25 protein-coding genes, 2 tRNA genes, 1 other RNA gene and 1 pseudogene are annotated in these 20,324 nt (G+C 72.6%); 14 read left to right on the top strand and 15 right to left on the bottom strand.

What is annotated here, in order from left to right; translation table 11 throughout:
* Positions 1–22 precede the first annotated feature (22 nt).
* The 4 genes from CHF16_RS32590 (at position 23) to CHF16_RS32575 (ending at position 2,648) form a co-directional block, all read left to right on the top strand.
* Positions 23–286 carry an ATP-grasp domain-containing protein gene (locus CHF16_RS32590; protein WP_143228206.1) on the top strand — a complete coding sequence of 88 codons (264 nt, stop codon included), beginning with the start codon at positions 23–25 and terminating at the stop codon, positions 284–286.
* Positions 283–1,191 (top strand): ATP-grasp domain-containing protein, encoded by a 909-nt coding sequence (locus CHF16_RS32585; RefSeq protein ID WP_089330012.1) that lies wholly within the window; start codon positions 283–285, stop codon positions 1,189–1,191. Before CHF16_RS32590 ends, CHF16_RS32585 begins: the two co-directional genes overlap by 4 nt.
* A complete protein-coding gene (locus CHF16_RS32580; protein WP_179271813.1) occupies positions 1,088–1,894 on the top strand; it encodes a mannitol dehydrogenase family protein in 807 nt (268 codons plus the stop codon). Before CHF16_RS32585 ends, CHF16_RS32580 begins: the two co-directional genes overlap by 104 nt.
* Before the next feature lie 436 nt (positions 1,895–2,330).
* A complete protein-coding gene (locus CHF16_RS32575) occupies positions 2,331–2,648 on the top strand; it encodes a hypothetical protein (protein WP_143228204.1) in 318 nt (105 codons plus the stop codon).
* Between the two features lie 26 nt (positions 2,649–2,674).
* On the opposite strand, the gene CHF16_RS32570 is transcribed toward CHF16_RS32575, so the two are convergent.
* The 5 genes from CHF16_RS32570 to ffs form a co-directional block, all read right to left on the bottom strand.
* On the bottom strand, positions 2,675–3,244 hold the full coding sequence (locus tag CHF16_RS32570) for a DUF5063 domain-containing protein (protein ID WP_089330009.1): 570 nt from the start codon (positions 3,242–3,244) through the stop codon (positions 2,675–2,677).
* The gene (gene recR / locus CHF16_RS32565; protein WP_089330008.1) at positions 3,237–3,836 is read right to left on the bottom strand and encodes a recombination mediator RecR; all 600 of its coding nucleotides are present in this window, start codon (positions 3,834–3,836) and stop codon (positions 3,237–3,239) included. The genes CHF16_RS32570 and recR overlap by 8 nt, the downstream gene beginning before the upstream one ends.
* Before the next feature lie 100 nt (positions 3,837–3,936).
* Positions 3,937–4,320, bottom strand: a complete 384-nt coding sequence (locus CHF16_RS32560) for a YbaB/EbfC family nucleoid-associated protein (protein ID WP_245869637.1) — start codon at positions 4,318–4,320, stop codon at positions 3,937–3,939.
* A 285-nt stretch (positions 4,321–4,605) separates the two neighbouring features.
* Entirely contained in the window at positions 4,606–6,789 is a 2,184-nt protein-coding gene (locus CHF16_RS32555) for a DNA polymerase III subunit gamma and tau (RefSeq protein ID WP_089330006.1), read from the bottom strand.
* 38 nt (positions 6,790–6,827) lie between these two features.
* Positions 6,828–6,923, bottom strand: an RNA gene (gene ffs / locus CHF16_RS32550) — signal recognition particle sRNA small type.
* A gap of 59 nt (positions 6,924–6,982) precedes the next feature.
* On the opposite strand from ffs, the gene CHF16_RS32545 reads away from it, so the two are divergent.
* Together CHF16_RS32545 and CHF16_RS32540 are read left to right on the top strand one after the other, a co-directional pair.
* A complete protein-coding gene (locus tag CHF16_RS32545) occupies positions 6,983–7,327 on the top strand; it encodes a DUF952 domain-containing protein (protein WP_089330005.1) in 345 nt (114 codons plus the stop codon).
* A 10-nt stretch (positions 7,328–7,337) separates the two neighbouring features.
* Positions 7,338–7,422 (top strand) — tRNA-Ser (locus CHF16_RS32540).
* A gap of 106 nt (positions 7,423–7,528) precedes the next feature.
* On the opposite strand, the gene CHF16_RS32535 is transcribed toward CHF16_RS32540, so the two are convergent.
* Positions 7,529–8,011: a MarR family winged helix-turn-helix transcriptional regulator gene (locus CHF16_RS32535; protein ID WP_089330004.1), complete on the bottom strand. Its 483-nt coding sequence runs from the start codon at positions 8,009–8,011 to the stop codon at positions 7,529–7,531.
* Between CHF16_RS32535 and CHF16_RS32530 the strand changes: the two genes are divergently transcribed.
* Both CHF16_RS32530 and CHF16_RS32525 read left to right on the top strand, forming a co-directional pair.
* The gene (locus CHF16_RS32530; protein ID WP_089330003.1) at positions 8,010–8,480 is read left to right on the top strand and encodes a pyridoxamine 5'-phosphate oxidase family protein; all 471 of its coding nucleotides are present in this window, start codon (positions 8,010–8,012) and stop codon (positions 8,478–8,480) included. The genes CHF16_RS32535 and CHF16_RS32530 overlap by 2 nt on opposite strands.
* Before the next feature lie 110 nt (positions 8,481–8,590).
* On the top strand, positions 8,591–8,899 hold the full coding sequence (locus CHF16_RS32525; protein ID WP_089330002.1) for a type II toxin-antitoxin system VapB family antitoxin: 309 nt from the start codon (positions 8,591–8,593) through the stop codon (positions 8,897–8,899).
* Between the two features lie 7 nt (positions 8,900–8,906).
* Here CHF16_RS32525 and CHF16_RS32520 read toward each other — a convergent pair whose 3' ends face one another.
* The 7 genes and pseudogenes from CHF16_RS32520 to upp all read right to left on the bottom strand — a co-directional run bounded on the left by CHF16_RS32520 (position 8,907) and on the right by upp (position 15,051).
* Complete coding sequence (locus CHF16_RS32520; protein ID WP_089330001.1) at positions 8,907–10,163, bottom strand: CynX/NimT family MFS transporter; 1,257 nt, start codon at positions 10,161–10,163, stop codon at positions 8,907–8,909.
* Between the two features lie 222 nt (positions 10,164–10,385).
* A complete protein-coding gene (locus CHF16_RS32515) occupies positions 10,386–11,093 on the bottom strand; it encodes a FadR/GntR family transcriptional regulator (RefSeq protein ID WP_089330000.1) in 708 nt (235 codons plus the stop codon).
* Positions 11,094–11,220: 127 nt separating this feature from the next.
* Entirely contained in the window at positions 11,221–12,702 is a 1,482-nt protein-coding gene (locus CHF16_RS32510; RefSeq protein ID WP_089329999.1) for a helix-turn-helix domain-containing protein, read from the bottom strand.
* A 480-nt stretch (positions 12,703–13,182) separates the two neighbouring features.
* Positions 13,183–13,689 (bottom strand): annotated as a pseudogene (locus CHF16_RS32505) (PH domain-containing protein); the annotation flags it as partial.
* A gap of 7 nt (positions 13,690–13,696) precedes the next feature.
* Entirely contained in the window at positions 13,697–13,855 is a 159-nt protein-coding gene (locus tag CHF16_RS40585) for a hypothetical protein (RefSeq protein WP_179271812.1), read from the bottom strand.
* A 104-nt stretch (positions 13,856–13,959) separates the two neighbouring features.
* The gene (locus CHF16_RS32500) at positions 13,960–14,214 is read right to left on the bottom strand and encodes a hypothetical protein (protein ID WP_089329997.1); all 255 of its coding nucleotides are present in this window, start codon (positions 14,212–14,214) and stop codon (positions 13,960–13,962) included.
* A 198-nt stretch (positions 14,215–14,412) separates the two neighbouring features.
* On the bottom strand, positions 14,413–15,051 hold the full coding sequence (gene upp, locus CHF16_RS32495; RefSeq protein WP_089329996.1) for a uracil phosphoribosyltransferase: 639 nt from the start codon (positions 15,049–15,051) through the stop codon (positions 14,413–14,415).
* 324 nt (positions 15,052–15,375) lie between these two features.
* On the opposite strand from upp, the gene CHF16_RS32490 reads away from it, so the two are divergent.
* Positions 15,376–15,588 carry a hypothetical protein gene (locus CHF16_RS32490; protein WP_089329995.1) on the top strand — a complete coding sequence of 71 codons (213 nt, stop codon included), beginning with the start codon at positions 15,376–15,378 and terminating at the stop codon, positions 15,586–15,588.
* A gap of 155 nt (positions 15,589–15,743) precedes the next feature.
* Positions 15,744–16,229: a tRNA adenosine deaminase-associated protein gene (locus CHF16_RS32485; protein WP_089329994.1), complete on the top strand. Its 486-nt coding sequence runs from the start codon at positions 15,744–15,746 to the stop codon at positions 16,227–16,229.
* A gap of 30 nt (positions 16,230–16,259) precedes the next feature.
* Here CHF16_RS32485 and CHF16_RS32480 read toward each other — a convergent pair whose 3' ends face one another.
* A complete protein-coding gene (locus CHF16_RS32480; protein WP_089329993.1) occupies positions 16,260–17,585 on the bottom strand; it encodes an alkaline phosphatase family protein in 1,326 nt (441 codons plus the stop codon).
* Positions 17,586–17,770: 185 nt separating this feature from the next.
* Here CHF16_RS32480 and CHF16_RS32475 point away from each other — a divergent pair, with 185 nt between their 5' ends.
* The 3 genes from CHF16_RS32475 to CHF16_RS32465 all read left to right on the top strand — a co-directional run bounded on the left by CHF16_RS32475 (position 17,771) and on the right by CHF16_RS32465 (position 18,838).
* Positions 17,771–18,208: a tRNA adenosine deaminase-associated protein gene (locus CHF16_RS32475; protein WP_089329992.1), complete on the top strand. Its 438-nt coding sequence runs from the start codon at positions 17,771–17,773 to the stop codon at positions 18,206–18,208.
* A gap of 94 nt (positions 18,209–18,302) precedes the next feature.
* Entirely contained in the window at positions 18,303–18,740 is a 438-nt protein-coding gene (tadA, locus tag CHF16_RS32470) for a tRNA adenosine(34) deaminase TadA (RefSeq protein WP_089330043.1), read from the top strand.
* Positions 18,741–18,750: 10 nt separating this feature from the next.
* Positions 18,751–18,838, top strand: a tRNA-Ser gene (locus CHF16_RS32465).
* Positions 18,839–18,925: 87 nt separating this feature from the next.
* On the opposite strand, the gene CHF16_RS32460 is transcribed toward CHF16_RS32465, so the two are convergent.
* On the bottom strand, positions 18,926–19,447 hold the full coding sequence (locus CHF16_RS32460) for a tyrosine-type recombinase/integrase (protein WP_089329991.1): 522 nt from the start codon (positions 19,445–19,447) through the stop codon (positions 18,926–18,928).
* 20 nt (positions 19,448–19,467) lie between these two features.
* On the opposite strand from CHF16_RS32460, the gene CHF16_RS39805 reads away from it, so the two are divergent.
* Positions 19,468–20,133 carry a hypothetical protein gene (locus CHF16_RS39805; protein ID WP_143228203.1) on the top strand — a complete coding sequence of 222 codons (666 nt, stop codon included), beginning with the start codon at positions 19,468–19,470 and terminating at the stop codon, positions 20,131–20,133.
* Positions 20,134–20,324 lie beyond the last annotated feature (191 nt).

Genomic DNA, 20,324 nt, shown 5'->3' with positions numbered 1-20,324 from the left:
GGCGGGCACGCGGGTGTGGGCGGTGCGGCGGCCCTCTCCGCTGCTCGGGCCGGGACGGCGCGACGAGCCGATGGCACTGCCGGTCACCGAAGAGCTCCGCGACCTCGCTCTCGCCTGCCGTGACGCCTTCGGGCTGGAGCTGTACGGCGTGGACGTGCTGCCGTCCCCCGGCGGGCCGCTGGTCGTCGACGTCAACGACTTTCCGAACTACACGGGGATAGCGGAGGCTCCCGATGCCGTCGCCGACCTCGTCGAATCCCGTCTCGCGGAGGTGATTCCGTCGTGACCGCGATCAGAACCGGGGTGCGGATCGTCCTGGTCCACGGCAACAGGCCGACGCCCCACTCCATCGTCTGGAAAGTGCTCGCGATGTTCCGCGCCCTGGGCGCCCGCATCGAGACCTGGCAGGACGCGCCGGACCTGCCACCGGCCGCGTTCGCGCGAGCCGACCTGGTCATCCTGCGGTCGGTCCATCCCGCCACGGCGGTGACGGCGCGGGCGAGCGCCCCGCCGGGGACCGCCTGGTGCAACGAACCGGCGGCCACGGCGACGGTCGCCGACCGGGTGGAGACCTGGCGGCGCCTCGTCGCGGCCGGCCTTCCGGTGCCGCGCGCGCAGGTCGTCGACGACCCGCGGGCCGTGTCGGGCATCGCCGCCGGCCGGCCGGTGGTGGCGAAGACGCCGCTGGGAAGTCGCGGCAAGGGAGTGACACTGCTCGACCAAGGGGACGCCTTCCCGGCCGGCGGCCGGGGGCCCTGGCTCGTCCAGGACCGGATCCCGGGCGACGGCTGGGACCGCAAGCTGTTCGTGGTCGGGCCGCACGTCCACGGGACGCTGCGGCGCTGGCCCGCCCGGTCGCTCGCCGAGAAGCTGGGCCGCCCGCTGCGCCCGGACGCCGAGATGGCGGACCTGGCGCTCGGCGCCGGGCGCGTGTTCGGGCTGTGCGCCTACGGCGTCGACATGATCGGCGGCACGGACGGCCCGGTGATCGTCGATGTCAACGCCTTCCCCGGGTTCAAGGGCGTCCCCGGCGCCACCGGCCTGCTCTTCGACCATCTGCTCGGCCACCTGGAAGGGAGGCATGGCCATGCTCGTGGTGATAGTCGGGTCCGGGAAGCTGGGCTGCGGCTACCTGGTCCCGCTGTTCTCGAACGCGGGGCACGAGGTGCTGCTCGGCTGCCGGACCGGTGAGACGGCCCGCCGCATCCGGTCGGCCGGGGGCTGGCGGGTACGCGTGGCCGGGGAGCCGCCCGAGGAGGTCCGCGGCATCGCCGCCGCGGCCGTGGGCACGGCGGACCTGGACCGGGCGGTCGCGGACGCGGACCTGATCGTGCTCAGCGCGGGCGAGGGGAAGGTCGCCGAGGTCGCGCGGCACCTGGTCCCCGGGCTCGCCGCCCGCCGGGGCCGGCCGCTGGACGTGTGGGTCGTGGGGAACGCCGACTGCGCCCGCCGGGTCCGCGGCGCGCTCGCCGGCACCGCGGAGGCCCGCGGGACGGCGCTGCCCCCGCTCGGGGTCGCCGGGGCGGTCGCCCGGGTGGCCGTGAGCCGCGGCAGCTGGCACGAACCGGGAGTACCGGAGTTCGTCGGCGACGCCGCCCGGCGGCTGGACGTCGACGCCCTCCCGCTGCGCCTGGCGCCGCCCGCGCTGCCGGGCGTCCACACCACCCGCGAGTTCGGTGCGCGGCTGCGGGAGAAGCTGTTCGTCTTCAACACCGGCCACGCGTTCACCGCCTACCTCGGCTGGCTGCGCGGCCACCGCACCATCGACACGGCGATCCGCGACCCGTTCGTCCGGCCGGTCGTGACCGGTGCGCTGCTCGCCGCGCGTCGCGCGGTCCTGGCGGCCTATCCGTGCCTGTGCCCGGGAGCCCCCTGGACCAGGCGCACCAGGTAGAGGGCGGCGCGCCGCGCGGGGCCGCGGGCCGGCCGGGTCGTCGCGACCCTCGACACGGCCCTGTCGGTCGGGGAGGCCCTCGGGCCGGTCATCGCCGCGCTGCTGTGGGACGTGTGGGGCCTCGCGACGTTCCTGCTGGTCCGCGCGGGGCTCGGCATCGCCACGGAGCTGGTCGTCTCGCGACGCCTGCGCCACACGGTGCCCTGAGACCGGGGTGTCCCGCCGGGCGCCCCCGCGGGAGGCGGCGCGACCGGCGCGGGCCGGTGGGGGATTTCACCGGTTTTCCGGTCTTCTCCGCGGACCACCCAGAAGTGGGGCAAAGCGTCTATCTAGCGGCGGGGTAGTGGCGGCGCGCCCGGTTCGTGCCGCCCGCCGGTGATCCGGCGCGTCCGGGGCCCAGGGCCGGCCGCGGGCGCGCGCCGTGGTGTCCGAGCTGATGGGAGAACCGATGGGCGCGTTCGACGACCTGCCGAGGGTGCGCAGGGGGCCGCTGCATTCGCTGTACGCGACGCTGCGGCGGCGTGCGCCGCAGATGTCCGCGGCACCTCCGGAGGGCGGCGTGCTGGCCGTCGGGTACCGGGGCCGCACCGCCCGCGTCGTCTGGGACGACGACCTCGAAGTGTTCGCCTGGGACGCGCCCGAAGGGGTCGCCACCGGGCCCGGCGGCGGCCCCATCGGGCCCGGCGTCGAGAAGGCCGCCGAGGTGGTCGCGGCGGCGCTGGACGCGCCGGTGAGCCCCGGCGCGTCCGGCTAGGCGGGCCGCCTCGCGGGTCGGCCGGATCAGGCGGGCGCCGCGGCCTCCGCGGCCTCCGCCTCGGCCTCCGGAGCGACGTCCAGGCGGGCGTTGGCGACGAAGGCGTGCAGGGCCCGCAGCGCGGCGCCGGCGTGGTTGCCCCAGTGGTTGAAGTAGGAGTACTGCCACCACCACAGGGCCTCCAGGGGCCGGTCCTGGTTGTAGTGGCGCAGCCCGTGGACGAGGTCGCTGGCGACGTCGACCAGGTCGTCCGACAGGCGGTAGGCGGTGGTCTCGGTGTCCTTGTACGGGTCGAAGACCTCGGCGTACTCGTCCAGCGCGACGAGGCGCTCGGCCAGGCCCTGCCGGACGGCGTCCAGGTCGGGGTCGTCGCCGACCTCGGGCTCCCAGTTGTCGGGGAGGATGACGTCGGCGCTCGCGCCGAGCTGCGCGCCCGCCAGGATGACCTGCGACACCTCGAGGAGGAGCAGCGGGATCGTGTGGGTGCCGCCGTCGCCGCGGGCGACCGCCTCCAGTCCGTTCAGGTAGTTGTCGACATGGCACGCCACGCGCTCGGCGAGGGCGTTCCAGTCCTGCGGGCTGTTGGTGTCAGACATCGAGCAGCCTCCGTCCTTCGAATGCGCGGCCCAGCGTCACCTCGTCCGCGTACTCGAGGTCGCCACCCACCGGCAGGCCGCTGGCCAGACGGGTGACGGTCAGGCCCATGGGCTTGACGAGCCGGGCGAGGTACGTCGCGGTCGCCTCGCCCTCCAGGTTGGGGTCGGTGGCGAGGATCAGCTCGGTGACCGTCCCGTCCGCGAGCCGCTGCATCAGCTCGCGGATGCGCAGGTCGTCCGGGCCGACGCCCTCGATCGGGCTGATCGCTCCGCCGAGCACGTGGTAGGTGCCGCGGAACTCGCGGGTCTTCTCGATCGCGACGACGTCCTTGGACTCCTCCACCACGCAGATGACATGGGGGTCGCGGCGGGCGTCCCGGCAGATCCGGCACTCCTCCTCCTCCGCGACGTTCCCGCACGTCCGGCAGAAGCGGACCTTGTCCTTGACCTCCTTGAGCGCCTTCCCGAGCCGTTCGACGTCGGCCGGGTCGGCGGCGAGCAGGTGGAAGGCGATCCGCTGCGCGCTCTTGGGGCCGACACCGGGCAGCCTGCCCAGCTCGTCGATGAGGTTCTGGACCACCCCTTCGTACAACGGACCCCTCCTTTCCTAGTCGTGCTGGTCGTCCTGGTCGCCCTGCGTCGTGCTGGTCGTGCTGACCGTCGGTGTCCCGGTCGTCCGCGCTCGTCCGCGTTCAGGAGCCCTGGCCGCCGCCGCCGAGCCCCGGGAACCCGCCGGGCAGGCCGCCCCCGGGCATGCCGCCGCCGGGCATGCCGCCGAGGCCCTGCGCGAGCGGACCCATCTTCTCCTGCTGGAGCTCCTGCACCGCGCGCCCGGCGTCCCGGATCGCGGCGAGGACGAGATCGGCGATCGTCTCCGCCGTGTCGGCCGGGTCGCCGGCGTCGATGGCCTCCGGATCGATCGCCAGGCCCGTGACCTCGCCCTGCCCGTTGACCGTCGCCGTGACGAGCCCGCCGCCCGCGGTGCCCTGCACCTCGGCCTCCGCGAGCTCGCGCTGCGCGGTGAAGAGCTGCTGCTGCATGGCCTGCGCCTGCTGCAGCAGCTCCTGCATGTTCAACTGACCACCGGGTTCCACGGTGCACTCCCCACTTCCGGCCCCCGAGGGCCTGCTCTCTGGCGCTCAGCCAGCCGCCGGACGTCCGTCCCACGAGACTACGGGTTCACGCCATGATGCGGTAAGTACGCCGGTCACGATCTTGGCCGGAGTGCTCCCACGCTGGATCCGCGCCAAACCTGCGGGCGGTCCGCGCGGGCCCGCGGGCGGAGTGGTATCGCTCACACGCCAGCACGGAGATCGCTGCGGTGCGGGCGCGGTACGGGCGGGGTGCGGGGTGCCGCGCGGTCAGGAGTTGTCGATCTCGCGGATGATCTGGCCACCGAGTTCGCGCTGGATGAGGGCCATGCCGCTCATCTCCGCCTCGGTGCCGTCGGCGTCGGCGTCGCCTTCGGGGTCGACCTCGTCGCTCTCGTCGATGGGCGGCGCGGGTTCGGGGGGCGGCGGGGGCTCATCCGGCGGAGGGGGCAGCGGGCCCGGGTCGGCCTGGCGCGCCGCGCCGCCGCCGTCCGACGGGCGCGGGACGGGGTTGGGCCGGGCCGCCTGGGGCGGGGACTGCTGCTGAGGCGCCGCGTCGCCGAAGCCGCCGGACGGGGATCCGCCGGAACCGGAGGACTGCGCGTTGCCGAAGCCTCCGCCCGGCCGTCCGCCGCCGGGCCCAGGGTTGGCGGGACGGCCGCCTCCGCCACCACCGCCACCGCCTCCGCCTCCGCCTCCGACGACGGTCTCGATGCGCCAGTCGACGCCCATCCGCTCCTTGAAGACCTCGCGGAGGACGGTCTCGCGGCCGCCGTTGACGAAGCCCAGCCTGCGCCCCTCGGCGTCGAAGCCCAGGGTGAGGACCTTGCCGTCCAGTGACACCGGCTGGACCCCGGACATGATCGTCATCCAGGTGGCGCGGCTCTTTTGCTTGACCGCCTCGACGACGTCCGGCCAGAGCCGCTGGACGGTCCCGAAGTCCATTCCCCCGGCGGCGGGAGCCTGGCCCTGCGGCGCCGCGGGCTGCGGCGCCGGTTGAGCGGCCGGCCGGGGTGCCGCGGGCTGCGCAGACGGCCTCGGCCCGGACGGCCCGGGTGACGCAGGTGACTCGGGCGGTGCCTGGCGGGGTTCTGCCGGACGCTCGGGCGCGGCGGGCGCGCTCGCGGTGCGGCGGTTTTCCACAGAACCGTGTTCGGGCGGCGCGGGGGCGGGGCGGGGCGTGACACTGGAAGTGGGGTCGCCCCCCTGGGCGGGCGGGGTGTCGGTTCCCTGCGCGCCACCGAAACCCGCGACGCCTCCCCCGAAGGCGGGCGCGGGCCCGGCCAGGCCGCCCTGGGTTGCCTGCCGCTCCAGGCGGTCGAGGCGGGCGAACAGCGACGCCTCGTCCTCGTAGGCCGCGGGCAGCAGGATGCGCGCGCAGATCAGTTCGAGCAGCAGCCGCGGGGACGTGGCGCCGCGCATCTCGGTGAGGCCGGTGTGCAGCAGGTCGGCGGCGCGGGTCAGCTCCCCCGGGCCCATGGAGGACGACTGCCGCCGCATCGCCTCCAGCTCGTCCGGCGGGACGTTCAGCAGCCCCGTCCCGCCCGCCTCCGGGACGTTCGACAGGATCACCAGGTCGCGGACGCGCTCCAGCAGGTCGGCGGTGAACCGGCGCGGGTCCTGCCCGCTCTCGATCACCCGGTCGATCGCGGCGAAGACGGCGGCGCCGTCGCGGGCCGCGAAGGCCGCGATGACCTCGTCCAGCAGGGCGGAGTCGGTGTAGCCGAGCAGCGAGACGGCCCGCGCGTAGGTGATGCCCTTCTCGTCCGACCCGGCGAGCAGCTGGTCCAGGATCGACAGCGTGTCGCGGGCGGACCCGGCGCCGGCCCGCACCGCCAGCGGCAGCGCGGACGTCTCGTAGGGGACGTCCTCCGCCTTCAGGATCTCCTCGACGAGCTCCTGCAGCACGCCGGGCGGGATCAGCCGGAACGGGTAGTGGTGGGTCCGGGAGCGGATCGTCCCGATGACCTTCTCCGGCTCGGTCGTCGCGAACACGAACTTCAGGTGCGGCGGCGGCTCCTCGACCAGCTTCAGCAGCGCGTTGAAGCCCTCCCGGGTGACCATGTGCGCCTCGTCGATGATGTACACCTTGAAGCGCGCCGACACCGGCGCGAAGAACGCGCGCTCCCGCAGGTCGCGGGCGTCGTCGACACCGCCGTGGGACGCGGCGTCGATCTCGATGACGTCGATGTGGCCCGTCCCGGACGGGCCGAGGGCGACGCACGAGTCGCACTTCCCGCACGGATCGGGCGTCGGACCCTGTTCGCAGTTCAGGGAGCGGGCGAGGATCCGGGCGCTGGAGGTCTTCCCGCACCCGCGCGGACCGCTGAACAGGTACGCGTGGTTGATCCGGCCGTTGCGCAGGGCCTGCTGCAACGGCTCCGCGACGTGCTCCTGTCCCTTCAGCTCGGCGAACGTCGCTGGCCGGTACTTGCGGTACAGCGCCAGACTCATCGGGGGTCCGCCCTCCTGGAGAAGCAGAGCGTCAGAAGCGAAAGGACCCCCCGCACACCCGCCAGAGCCTGTTTATCCTTGCTGCCTTCCGGCCCTGGGGAGGTTCACAGGGTGACGCCATGCGAGGGGTCTCCTCAGAGTCTATGGCATCCCCGGCCGTGGATTGCCACGCTTCCGGCGTAGTCTCCGCCGCATGCCCGCCGCATCCCAGGACACCCTCCTGCACATCGCCGAACGCACCCACTGGGAATCCGCCCGCGCCGCCGGTGTGTCGTACACCATGTCCACGGTGGGCCGGACGCTGGACGAGGAGGGCTTCATCCACTGCTCGTCCGACATGTCCCAGGTGGACGGCGTCCTCGCCCGCTTCTACTCCGGTATCGACCGGGACGACCTGGTTCTGCTGGTCATCGACGTGTCCCGCCTGGACGCGCCCGTCCGCTACGAGCCCGTCGGGGACGCGGTCTTCCCGCACGTCTACGGACCGATCCCGGTCTCCGCCGTTATTGATGTCAGGTCACTCCCCGGAACCCGGTAGGCTTTCCCGTGGAGGATTCGCCTAGTGGCCTAGGGCGCACGCTTGGAAAGCGTGTTGCGTGCAAGCGCTCGCGAGTTCGAATCTCGCATCCTCCGCACCGGTCCGTAAGGACGACCGAAGGCTCCGACCGCACTGCGGCCGGAGCCTTCGTCGTTTCGCGTCCACCCGGTCCCGCCCCAGTGTGCGCCCGGCGGCCGGTGGCTAGGTCGGAGGGCGGACGCGGCGGCGCCGGATGGCCTCGCCCGCGTCGAGATGCCCGAGGATCGCGACCAGCAGTGCCCGCGCGTCCGCGATGCGCTCCTCACCGAACTCCGCCGCCAGCTCGGCGTCGAGGTCGGCGCGCAGGGTCCGGGCCGCGCGCACCGCGGCCTCGCCGCGCTCGGTGAGGTGCAGGTGCTTGGTCCGCGCGTCGCCGGGGGAGCGCCGCCGTTCGAGGACGCCGCGGGCCTCCAGATCGGCGACGGCCTTCGAGGCGGCCTGCTGGGTGATCCCCATCCGCTCGGCGAGCGCCGTGATCGAGAGCGGCCCGGCGACCACGTGCTGGATCACCACGCCGTCGTTCGTCCGCAGGTCGCCGAAGCCCTCCGCGGCGAGGCTCCGCTGTATCCGGTCGGCCATGGCCCAGCCGGCGAAGAGGGCGAGGAGTGACAACTCCAGGTCTTCCGCCCTAATATGCACAACCATGGTTGTGGAATCTAGCAGGCCGCCGGCCGCGCTGGTCCAGGAGTTCATCTCCATCGCGCACCGGATCGTGTGGTGCTCGCTGGCGACCGTCGACCGCCGGGACCGCCCGCGCTCGCGCGTCGTCCACCCGTACTGGGAACTCCGCGACGGCGCTCTCGCCGGGTGGGCCTTCACGCGTCCGGCCTCGCCCAAGGCCGCGCACATCCGCCACCGCCCGTACGCGTCGTGCTCGTACTGGGACCCCGCACAGGAGGTCGCGGTCGCCGAATGTGAGGCCGAGTTCGCCGACGATGCGGAGACCCGCCGCACGGTGTGGAAGCTGTTCGAGGCGGCCGAGCACCCGCTCGGCTACGACCCCCGCATGCTCGGCGCCGCCGACTTCATGGACCCGCAGATCACCGTCCTGAGGATGGCCCCATGGCGCCTGAGCACGCTGAAAGGATCATGGAGGCGCGCGTACGGAACTTAGTCACGGGTCGGTTGACCTGCGCGGTAACTGGTTTACAGATGCCGTAAGTCGAGTGACGCATGTTGTTGAGCCGCCTTCTCCGGGTGGGGTGGACGCCGTAGACTCGAAGGGTGATCTTCAAGGCGGTCGGCGACGGAAGGCCCTATCCGGACCACGGGCTCTCGTCCCGGGACTGGGCCAAGATCCCGCCCCGCCAGGTCCGCCTCGACCAGCTCGTCAGCACCAAGCGGGAGATGGACCTCCAGTCGCTGCTCTCCAAGGACTCCACGTTCTACGGCGACCTGTTCCCGCACGTCGTCCAGTGGCACGGCGAGCTGTACCTGGAGGACGGCCTGCACCGGGCGCTGCGGGCCGCGCTGCACCAGCGGCTCGTCCTGCACGCGCGCGTCCTCGACCTGGACGCCGTCGACATCGGCTGACGCCCGGTCAGCGGGTACGGGCGGGCTCCAGAACGCGGGCGTGCTTCGGGGCGGGGCGCGGGCGCGCCGGACGGACGAACCCCGGGCGCGCCGCCAGCAGCCCGAACACGATCTCCGGCACGACCAGCGCGAGCAGGAGGGCGAGGGGAACGTTCCAGCCGCCCGTGGCGTCGTGCAGCACACCGACCGCGAGCGGGCCGGCGGCCGCGAGGAGGTAGCCGCCCGTCTGCGCCATCCCGGACAGCGCCGCCGCCACGGACGGGCTCGGCGAGCGCAGGCTGAGCAGCGTGTACGCCAGCGGGAACGCGCTGCCGGTGCCGAGGCCGAGGACGATCACCCACGTCCAGCCCGCGGACGGGACGAGCATCAGCCCGCCGATGCCCACCACCATGGTGGCCGCGACGGCGACGACCAGGGGCCGCTGGTCGCGCAGCCGCGCCGCGAACACCGGGACGACGAAGCCGAGCGGGATCCCGACGATCAGCATCGTGGAGACCATCATCCCGGCGGCGGCGGGCGCGACCCCGGCGTCCTGCATGATCTCCGGCAGCCACGACATCAGGACGTAGAACATCAGCGAGGCCAGCCCCATGAAGGCCGCGACGTGCCAGGCGGTCGGAGAGCGCAGCAGCGAGCCCTCGCCGCGCGGGGCGGCGGCGGGCGGTGCCGCGGCGGCCGGCCCGCGGCGGACGCGGAGCGCGAGCGGCCCCCAGACCAGCACGGCGACCAGGGACGGGACGGCCCAGACGGCGAGCGCGAGCCGCCATCCGCCGGCGTCGGCGAGCGGCACCGCGAGCCCTGCCGCGACGGCGCCGCTGGCCGCCATCAGCATCATGGCGAGGCCAGTGAGCGAGCCCACGCGGGTCGGGAACGCGCGCTTGATGACGGCCGGCATGAGGACGTTGCCCATCGCGATCCCCGCACCCGCCAGGACCGTTCCCACGAACAGCGGCACCGGGGACTGCACCACGCGCAGCACGATCCCCGCGGTGATCAGCACGAGGGACCCGGCGATGGCGGTCTCGGCGCCGAACCGGCGCGCCACGAGCGGCGCCGCCGCCGCGAAGACGCCCAGGCACAGCACCGGCAGCGTGGTGAGGACGCCCACCTCGGTGCCCGACAGCCCGAAGGCGTCCCGCAGCTCGCCGAGCACGGGGGCGATCCCGGTGATCGCCGCCCGCAGGTTGACCGTCAGCAGGACCAGCCCGACCAGCGACCAGACGGCCGTGGCCCGGGAAACCGGAGTCGTCGCAGAACCGTTCATCTCACCTTGCTCATCGTCATCTCCGCGCCGGCGCGGGGCGCCGGGCACGTCTTCGTCGTCGTTCGTCTCGGGGTGGGCGTCTCGGGGTGGGCGCGCCCGGGCGTGCGCATGCCGACGCACGGTGGAACCGCCCGGTCGGGCGCTCGTCAGGTGGAGGCTTCGCGGTGCCCCGGACACACCGGCCGCGTCATGGCGCCGCCGCGGCGGTCCGGATCACGGGGGTCAGGGCTCATGCACGGCCTCGCGGCCCGGCCGGTGGCCGGAGAGCGCGGTGGCGAGGATCTGGTCGAGGCAGGCGTGGGTGGCGCGGGTCGCGGCGTCCGCGTCGCCGCGCTCGACGGCGGCGGCGATGGGGCCGTGCGGGACGTCCGTGTGCTCCAGGAGGGCGCCGGCGGTCCCGATGCTGGCCCGCAGCGCGGCGCTGAAGTCGCGGTACAGGTCCGTCAGGACGCGGTTGTGGGTGGCCTCGACCACGGCCGTGTGGAAGGCGAGGTCCGCCTCGACGAACGTCTCGTGCGCTCCGGCGGCCAGCGCGGCGTCGCGGCGGGCCAGGGCGACCGCGATGGCGGCGATGTCGGCCTCGGTGCGGCGGGTCGCGGCGAGCCGCGCGGCCTCCACCTCCAGCCCGCGCCGGACCTCCAGGATCTCGATGAGCTCCGCCCGCTCCAGGCGCCGCCGGACGGCCCCGGACAGCTCGCTCGTCGCGCGCACGTACGTCCCGTCGCCCTGCCTGCTCTCCAGGAGGCCCGCGTGGGTGAGCGCGCGGACGGCCTCGCGGACGGTGTTGCGGCCGACGCCCAGCGATTCCGCGAGCACCGGCTCCGGCGGGATCTTGGCGCCGACCGGCCAGCTCCCGCCGACGATCTCATCCCGGAGCTGCGCGATCACCTGGTCGACCAGGGAGGACCGCCGAGCCGTGCGCAACGTCATCGCCCCACCTCCGGTCGCCCAGTCATCCTACGTTTAAGGGTAAAGGGAGATCAGGCCGTGTGTGTTCCCGTTCGACGGGAGATCCGTCACAACCGTCGCGCGGTCGACGCCCTCGGGATGTCCGCCGTCAGCGGCCCGGGTCCTCGTGCTGGCCGTGGAGGGACGGAGCACGGGTGCCGGGCGCCGGGACGAGCTGCGACGCGGAGAGCCCCGCGGCCTGGAGGGCCTGGCGGTAGGCGCCCGCCGCGCTCTCGCTGTCCTGGACGAGCTCGAACAGTTCGCCCAGTTCCCGGTAGAGATGCGCCGCCGGACGGCCCGGGGCCAGCATCGCGAGCTGCTCGGACGCGGCGCGCAGCACCACCTGCGCGGCCGTGTGGTCGCCCTGGGCCACGCGTGCGCGCGCGAGGACGAGCCTGGCCAGCACGCTCTTCTGCGTGCGGCCCGCGAGGTCGCTGCCGGGCTGCGGGGTCACGCTGTGGCTGCTCGACGGAGGGGCGAGGGCGAGGCCGGTGTTGAGGAACTGCTCCAGCGTGGCGATCGCTTCGTCCAGCTCGCCGACGAGGACCAGCGCGCGCGCCTTGGCAATGGTGCTCTCGGTGAACTCGTCACCTTCGAGATCCGTCGTCGCCTGGAGGAGGGTCAGGGCCTCCTGCGCGGCCTCGCACGAGCCTTCGGCGCGCGGACGTTCGACGCCGAACCCGGCGGGCGGCATGGCACCGGGCGCGACGACGGCCGAGAACGGCTCGACGCCCCGGAGCAGGGCCTTGGCCCCGGCAAGGGCGAGACGGGCCTGGCTCTGCACGGGCGTGGCGTCGGTACGCGCCGCCAGCGCCTGGTCGGCGAAGTACAGGGAGTCGCCGACGGTGCCCTGTTCCAGCGCGCGCATGCTGGCCCGCTGGTAGTGGACGCTGACCGGCTCGGACTCGACCGAGTCGTCCGGGTGGAGCAGGCGGCGGCCGAGGTCGTGCGCGCGCGCCGGATCAGAGCGGTCCACATAGGCGAGCAGCAGGATGCGCCCGGCCTCGGTGAACTCGGTGCCCACGCCGAGCCCGAGCTGCCCGAGCCGCTCGATGGCGCGCTCGCCGAGCGCGATGGCCTGCCCCAGGTCGCCGACGGTGTGGTAGCACCGGGCGAGCGCGATCACGGGCGGCAGCCAGCTGGCCCGGCCCGGGTCGCGTTCGGCCTGCTCGCGCAGCTCCTCGAACAGCGCGATCGCCGCGTCCGTCCGGCCCAGCTCCTCCAGGGCGCGGGCGCGCCCCCAGCGGGCGCGGGACGTGAGGTCCGGGTCGTCGCTGCGGGCGATCACCTCGTCGAAGCCGGCCTCGGCGGTGGCAGCGTCGCCGCGCAGCAGCGCGAGGTGCGCGTGCCGCTCCCGGACCTCCAGATGGGCGCGCTGCTCGGGCTCCACCCCCTCGGCGAGGTACTCCGGGGTGCAGCCGAGGCGCTCGGCCAGCATGCGCAGCACCGTCGGGGTCGGCGTGCGCTTGCCCGACTCGATCAACGAGATGTAGCTGTCGGAAAGGTCGTGACCGGCGAGCTGTGCCTGCGACAAGCGTCTGGTCAGCCGCAGGTTGCGGACACGTTCGCCGACATTGCCTGGACCCGGCATGTGGACTCACTTAGCGGAAGTAAACAGGCGGCTGGGGTGCCGACATGATTGCACATTGCGCGTTATCGCACATCGAGAGCAAGGAAGCGGTGCGAAAAGGGGGCCGCCGGTGCGGACCCGTCCGGCCGTCGGGCGCACGCCGCGGGGACGCGGTGGGGCGCCGGTTCGTACCGGCCGGTCGTCCGGCGGTCGCGACGTCTGTCACCTCTCCGACGGTATCCGAACGGGCCGACAAGATCTCGGCCACCGCCGATATTGACCAGTCCGCCGCGCTTTCCGGCCATCCCGACGGCCGATCCCAGGGCCGCCCCACGGCCGTCACCAGGCCGTCTCAGGGCCGTCCCGCATGCGCCGGCGACGGGGTCACGCCTCGGGCTCGGGGCCGTCCTGGGGGCCGGGCGCCGCGGGGACGTCCTCGGTCTTCTTCGGCCGGCGCGGCGGCGGGGGCGGCGGGAGGGTCTTCTCCACCGGCTCCGGGTTCTTGTTGGGGAAGATCATCTCGCAGACTTCGAGGTACAGCTGCTCGGGGTAGGGCAGGTAGTCGACATTGGTGAGCGCCTGGTCCTGGCCGGCGGACTCCAGGATGAACTCGCCGTAGCCGAGCATGCGGCCCGCGATCGTCCGCTTGAAGCTCATGTCGGTGACCTTGGCCAGCGGCATCATCGCGACCTTGCGGGTGATGAGCCCGGTGGTCAGCAGCATCCGCTGGTTGGTGATGACGAAGTAGTCGACCGACCACTCCGCGACGCGCCACACGAACCAGGCGAGCAGGATCAGCCAGCCCCACCAGATCCAGCTGATCACCGCCCCGGCGTCGGCGACGGTGTTGCTCAGCACGCCCGCGACGATCAGGCCGCCGAGGAGGAGCCCGACCGGGACCATCAGCACGGCCGGATGCCGGCGCACCGTGATCACCTGGTTCTCGTGCGGGAGGAGGTACTTGTTGACGGACGCGGGGGCGGAGTCTCCGGGGGTGACGAGTCTCATCCGGGCCTCAGGCGAGTGCGTTGACGAAGGTGGCCAGGGAACCTGCGGCGGACGCGATGCCGTTGGCCGCCGTCTCGACCGACCGCGCCGCGCCGTCCGGCTGCTGGATGACGTAGAACGCCACGAAGGCCACGGCGGCCCATGTCATGTACTTCTTTGCGGGCACGGCTGCCTCCCGGAGCGTCGACCCACGGACCCCGGTTCAGTTTCGCACAGCGTGTCCGACCGGCAAAGCAAGGGAAGTGGCGCGTTGCCGCCACCGGACTTCGGCTATGGCGCGTTGTCCAGCGATGACCTCGCCTTGCGGCGCTTCTCGGCCGCGACGGTCGCGAGCACCTCCAGGTGGCGGCGCGCGATGCGCTCCACGAGGTCGGTCGGCGCCGACCCCGTCACCTCTTCGGCGCCGTAGCGGGCGGCGGAGACGCACCTCTCCACCGTGTCGGCGCCGTGCACCCCGTCGAACTCCTCGGTGAGCCGCTCGCCGATCGCGGCGTAGCGCGGCAGATCGTCCCCGTGGTGAGCCATCGTGTGACCTCGACTCGAACTAGCTCGCGCCGCCCGGTCCGTTGACGGTCCCCTGTGCCGGGACGGCGGAGGGAACGCGCACGCGTTCCGTCCTCCGAGTGGTACCCCCTGCGCGGGGGATCGAACATCGCAGGTCACGTCGGCTTCGCCGGTGCCGGCGGGGTTCCGGCGCGGGCGGCCGCGCCCGGCCGGGGCGGGTCAGACGACGCCGTACAGGCGGTCCCCCGCGTCCCCGAGGCCGGGCATGATGAAGCCCTGCTCGTCGAGGTGCGAGTCGATCGCGGCGGTGACCACCCGGATCGGCGCGGAGATGTCGGCGAACGCCTCCTCCAGGTACCGCAGGCCCTCGGGCGCGGCGAGCAGGCAGATCGCGGTGACGTGGTCGGCGCCGCGGTCGATCAGCAGCCGGATCGCGGCGGCGAGCGTCCCGCCGGTGGCGAGCATCGGGTCCAGGACGTAGCACTGCCGCCCGGACAGGTCGTCGGGCAGGCGGGTCGCGTACGTCTGGGCCTGCAGCGTGCCCTCGTCGCGGATCATGCCGAGGAACCCGACCTCGGCGGTGGGGAGCAGCCGGGTCATCCCGTCCAGCATCCCGAGCCCGGCGCGCAGGATCGGCACGACGAGCGGCTTCGGGCTCGCCAGCTGGACGCCGTGCGTCTCGACGAGCGGGGTCCGGACGGTGGCCTCGGCCACGCGGACGTCGCGGGTGGCCTCGTAGGCGAGCAGGGTGACCAGCTCGTCCGCCAGGCGCCGGAAGGTGGGGGAGTCGGTGCGGACGTCCCGCAGCGTGGTGAGCTTGTGCGCGACGAGGGGGTGGTCGACGGCGAGGGTCTGCATGGGGTCACCGTAGCCCACCCGGACGAGTCGGCCGGACCCTGCCGATCTAGGATAGGACGCCGCTGAGCTGGGCAGTATGGCGGTATGAACAGCGAGAGCGAGCACCAGCCGAGGGGACCCGCGGGACCGCGCGAATCCGCGTCCGGCGCGCCCGCCTCCCGCCGTCCGGCCGGACCGCCGGGCCCGTCGCAGGAGGCCGCGCCCCCGCCCGCCCCCACCGCTCCCCGACCCTCCGAACCCGCCGCCCCCGCTCCCGGCACCGCCTCCTGCGAGAGCGCCTCTGAGGCCGCCCCCAAGGCCGCTTCCCCCGCATCGGACGCCGCGGTGACCGAAGTCACAGGCAAGGAGCCCCCCGCGCGCCCCGGCCCGCAGGGCGACATCTCCCCCGAGCAGGTGCGCGAGCATCTGCGGCGCCGCGCCGTGTTCCTGCGCGAGCTGGCGGAGGCCCGCGAGCTGCGCGCCCGGGTGACGCCGCACCGGTCCCGCCGCGCGCGGATCCACGCGGCCCTGCGCCGGCGCACCTTCCGCATCAATTGATGCGGATTGGATAGGTTCTTGGCGCCAGGTACCAGTACGTGGCGTCTGCTCCCGGTTTGACCGCCGGGGACGGCGCCGAGTTTGACGGTGGGGCACGCGTCTGCGCGCCGCATCTGCGACCATGCCCTGGCAGGAGACGCGCCGGTGGGGTGGAAATGACGGATGTGGACGCGACGGACTTCGCCGTCGTGGTGTACCGGGAAGACGAGCGCTGGGAGGCCGAGATCCTCCCGGTGGCGCTGACCGAGGACCTCGCGGGGCTGATCCACGCCCTGCGGCAGCAGCCGAGCCTCGGCGGCACGGTCGGGCTGGTCTCGGTCGGCGACGACTTCTTCGTCGCGATCCGGCTCCTCGGCGATGACGTCATGGTGTTCCTGTCGGACGTCACGGCCTCGGTCGACTGGCCGCTGGCCGGCCAGGTGCTCGACTACCTGGACATCCCGATCCCCGACGACGAGGAGCTCGACCAGGTCCTCCCGGTCGGCGACATGTCGATCTTCGCCGACCTGGGGCTGGACGAGATGGAGCTCGGCGCGATCTCCGGCGACCTGGAGCTGTACCCGGACGAGATGCTGCTCAGCATCGCGGGCCGGATCGGCTTCGCCCAGGCCTTCGAGCGCGCCCTCGACGCCGTCCCCTGATCCCCCGCGGCCGGCCCGGTGCGTGCGCGGTCAGGCGGACGCCGGGAAGCCGTGGGTGCGGGCGTAGTCGTACAGGCCGGCCCAGTCGTCGCCCGTGTGGCTGTGGCCCGGGTCCAGGCAGCCGAGGCTGATGGGGCGCTTGGCGTCGTAGCGGGGCGCGCGCGTGTCGGGCGGGCTGGTGAAGTCGAGCACCTCGGCGATGTTGCGGGCGGCGGCGTCCCGCACGGTCAGCGGCTCCAGGCCCCAGCGCCACTCGATCGCCTTCAGCACGGACGTGTGGTCGTACACCTCGTGCGCGATGGCGCCGCGCCGCGCGCGCGGCGAGATCAGCAGGCACGGGACGCGGAAGCCGCGCAGCCCGGTGCCGAGGTCGGGCCGCGGGTCGGGGCCGGTGGGCGGCGGGACGTGGTCGAAGAACCCGCCCCACTCGTCGTAGTTGATCACGAAGAGGGTGCGCGGCCAGTTCGGCGAGGTGACGAGCGCGGTGTAGACCTCGTTGAGGAACGCCTGTCCGAACCGGATGTCGGCGAGCGGGTGCTCGTCCTCGGACATGCCCGGCAGGAAGATCTCGCCGAGGAAGCCGGGCTCGACGAAGCTGACCGCGGGCAGCCGCCCGGCGCGGGCGTCGGCGCGGAATTCCCAGATGCTCCGGCTGATGTCGAGGTGGCGGAGCCCCCAGAGCGCGGTGAACGGGACGTCGCTGAAGTAGTAGCGGCACGAGACGCCCTTGGCCTTCAGCCTGTCCCAGATGGTGGTGGTCTCGGAGATCGTCAGCGCGTTGGAGATCCGGTCGGTCTGCGCCGCGTGCTGGTAGATCCGGTTGGGGAACGTGGACGACATGATCGCGGGGAAGTAGCGGTCGCAGACCGTCCAGTCGAGGGCGGCGCGGCCGTGGAAGCCGAGGTCGGGGGCCTCGTAGTAGCCGATGGAGAACACGTCGTTGTTCCCGGCCCGCAGCCATCCGTCGCATTTGCCGTCGTTGTACTCGACGCGTCCGCCCGCGTAGGAGTGGTCGGGGTCCTGGAACCCGCAGCCCCACGGCGCCTTCAGGTGGTGGGTGGCGTGCTCGTTGCCGTCGGCGTCGGTGAAGGTGAGCCCGGCCTGGCGGCCGTCCGCGCCCGGGAGCCAGCCCATGTAGTGGTCGAAGGACCGGTTCTCCATCATCACGACCACGATGTGGTCGATGCCGGACTCCTCCGGGTCGGGGAGTTCGCCGACGGGTGCCCGTTTCGCCGCGGCGAGCTGGGCGGCATGGGCCTCGGTGGAGGAGCCTCCGGCGGCGCCCGCCGCCAGGATCGCCGCGGCGCCCGCCGTTCCCGCCAGAAACCCGCGCCTGCTCAGTTCGTCCGCGCTCATGGCGTTCCTCCCGGATGGGGACCGCTGTGCAGTATCCGGACTTCCGGGACGCGCGGGAAGGACGGCGGCCGTCCGCCACCGGACAGAACCCGAAGTTTATTCACAACCGTCCGCGGGGACCGGTGTCCGGATCCGACCGCGCACGAGGGTGTGACCGCGACATCCCCGTGGGTCACAATGAGCACGTGTCCTACTTCGCCGCCGTTTTCGCGCGCACCCCGCAGGGCTGGGTCGGCGCCGAGGCCGCGCTCGCCGAGGCGGACCATGTCGACGACATCGCCGACCTGATGCGCGAGGCGGCCGTCGAGTCCTACGGCGACCCGGTGCTGCTGCTGATCGAGCAGGACGACGACTGGTTCGCGGTCGTCCGGCTGGACGGGCAGGACGAGCCCCGCGCCTACGTGTCCACCGTCCGCGAGGACGGGCTCGGCTCGCTGTTCCAGCAGCTCGTCGGTGAGGTCCCCGACGGCGACTCCGGCGGCGACCCGGAACTGCTGGAGGACCTCGGCGTCGAGGCCAAGCGGCTCGCCGACCTCGGCGAGCGCGCGCTGCCCGGCGACGCGCTCCTCGCGGTCGCCGAGCAGGCCGGCTTCGGCGAGGAATTCGACCGCCTCCGTGACTGAGCCGAGCGCCTCAGAGCCGAACGCGACCGAGCCGAACGCGACCGAGCCGGCGGGCGGGGTGACCGACCCCGTGCTCGCGCGGTACGTCCCGGCGATGCTGCGGGCGCTGGACGAGGCGCGCGCCGCGGGCGAGGCCGGGGAGATCCCCGTCGGCGCGGTCGTGCTCGACGCGTCCCGCGAGGTCATCGGCACCGGCCGCAACGACCGCGAGGCGTCCGCCGACCCGACCGGGCACGCGGAGATCGTCGCCATGCGGGAGGCGGCGGCGTCCCTCGGGACGTGGCGGCTGTCCGGCTGCACGCTGGTCGTCACGCTGGAGCCCTGCACGATGTGCGCGGGGGCGTCCGTCCAGGCGCGCGTCGACCGGATCGTGTACGGGGCGGTCGACGCGAAGGCGGGCGCGATCGGCTCGCTGTGGGACGTCGTCCGGGACCGCCGCCTCAACCACCGGCCCGAGGTGATCGCCGAACTGATGGCCGAGGAGTGCGCCGCACCGCTTATCGAGTTCTTCGCGCGCCGCAGAGTCGGGTAGGCTCTCCCGCGGTGGTGTCGCCTAGTGGACGAGGGCGCACGCCTCGAAAGCGTGTGAAGGGCAACCTTCCGTGGGTTCGAATCCCACCACCACCGCCACCCCAGATGGCTGTTCATCTGGCCAAACGTCTAGAGGGCGGGACCGACGGTCCCGCCCTCTGCGCTTTCTAGTCTCAGTTGATGCCGCTAGGCCGTCTCCTGGCCCCCTTCAGGGTCGTCGTCCTGGTCCTCGGTCGGCTCCCAGAGGAGCCCCGCCACGCGCTCCGCGACGTCGCTCCGGATGACGTCGCTCATGTGCTGGTACCGCTTGGCCATGGAGGCGCTCGACCATCCCATGATGGCCATCGCGGTCGGCGTCGGCACTCCCAGGATGAGGAGGACCGTCGCGGCCGTGTGCCGAGCGTCGTGCAACCGAGCCTCGCGGAGGCCAGCCGTCACGAGGAGGTCTTTCCATTCGTGATAGTCCGTGAAGGGGTTGAGCGGCTCCCCGTCTGGCTTGGTGAAGACGTATCCCTTGTCGGCCCAGAGTTGCCGCGCGTGCTCACGCTCGGCGTCCTGCTGAGCCTTGTGCGCCTTGAGAAGCTCCAGGAGCGGCGCGGGTGGCCCGATCATTCGGCGTCCGGCCTTCGACTTGGTTCGCCCGGTCTCCGCCCGGACCTCCTGGTCAAGAACGCGCAATACGGGCGAACCCCCTCCCCAGGTGCCCATGTTGCGGCATCCTTGTGGTCATGCCGTGGCAAGAGTTCGTCATCAAAGTCATGGGAGAGTTGCTTGATTGGCCACTCTTCGGACTGATCGCGGTGCTGATGTTTCGCCGTCCCATTAGGGCAGCCATCAGCAGGTTGACGTCTTATGAAGGCCTCGGCGGCACTCTCACGTTCGGCGAGCAGCTTGCTGAGGTTGAAGAACAGGTCGAAGGTCTCGCCGCTCCGGAAGATGCAAGCCAGAAACCACGAGGACTAGAGCCCGCCAGACCAGCGGACGAGCAGCAACTCCAGGCCAATCCTGATGCAGGGCTTCTTCTGTTGGTGCAGGAGGCCCCTTCAGGCGCAGTGATGCAAGCGTGGTCGGAGGTTGAACGTTCGATACATGTTCTCTTCCAACTCCACGATCTGGAAAATATAAGCCGAGCCGATGCTCCTGAACGCATGGGGCGTAGCGCAAGAGTGCAGCCTACCAACATGGTCCTCTTGATGGTCGAACGTCGCATAATCCCAGGCAGTATCCTCAAGCCGATCAGAGAACTGCGCGCACTTAGAAACTCCGTAGCACATGGCCAACACACCCCGACACCGGGTGAAGCTCTGACTTATGTCGAGACCGCACGGGAGATCAGGGAGATCCTTGGGCATCTCGCCTCACTGCATAGGAAGACTGCGCTGGACGAGAGCTAGCTATGGGTGACGATTACTGCGTATGGCTGCGTGCCATGCGGGGCCAGGGTTAAGTTACTGACGCGCCACTTACGGTGGTCGTTTCACTGCGCTCCGGGTCGGCTTGTCCTCGGATCGGTTGGGCTCCCATCGTTGGGTGGCCGGGCAAGTGGTTGCCCGACCGTTGGAGGCTGGACATCCTGGTCGTGGTC

The sequence above is a fragment of the Actinomadura meyerae genome, assembly GCF_900188445.1.
In the GTDB taxonomy this organism is placed as follows: Bacteria; Actinomycetota; Actinomycetes; order Streptosporangiales; family Streptosporangiaceae; genus Spirillospora; species Spirillospora meyerae.
Note: the sequence above shows the minus strand (reverse complement) of the source record. Positions and strands in the feature narration are given on the sequence as shown.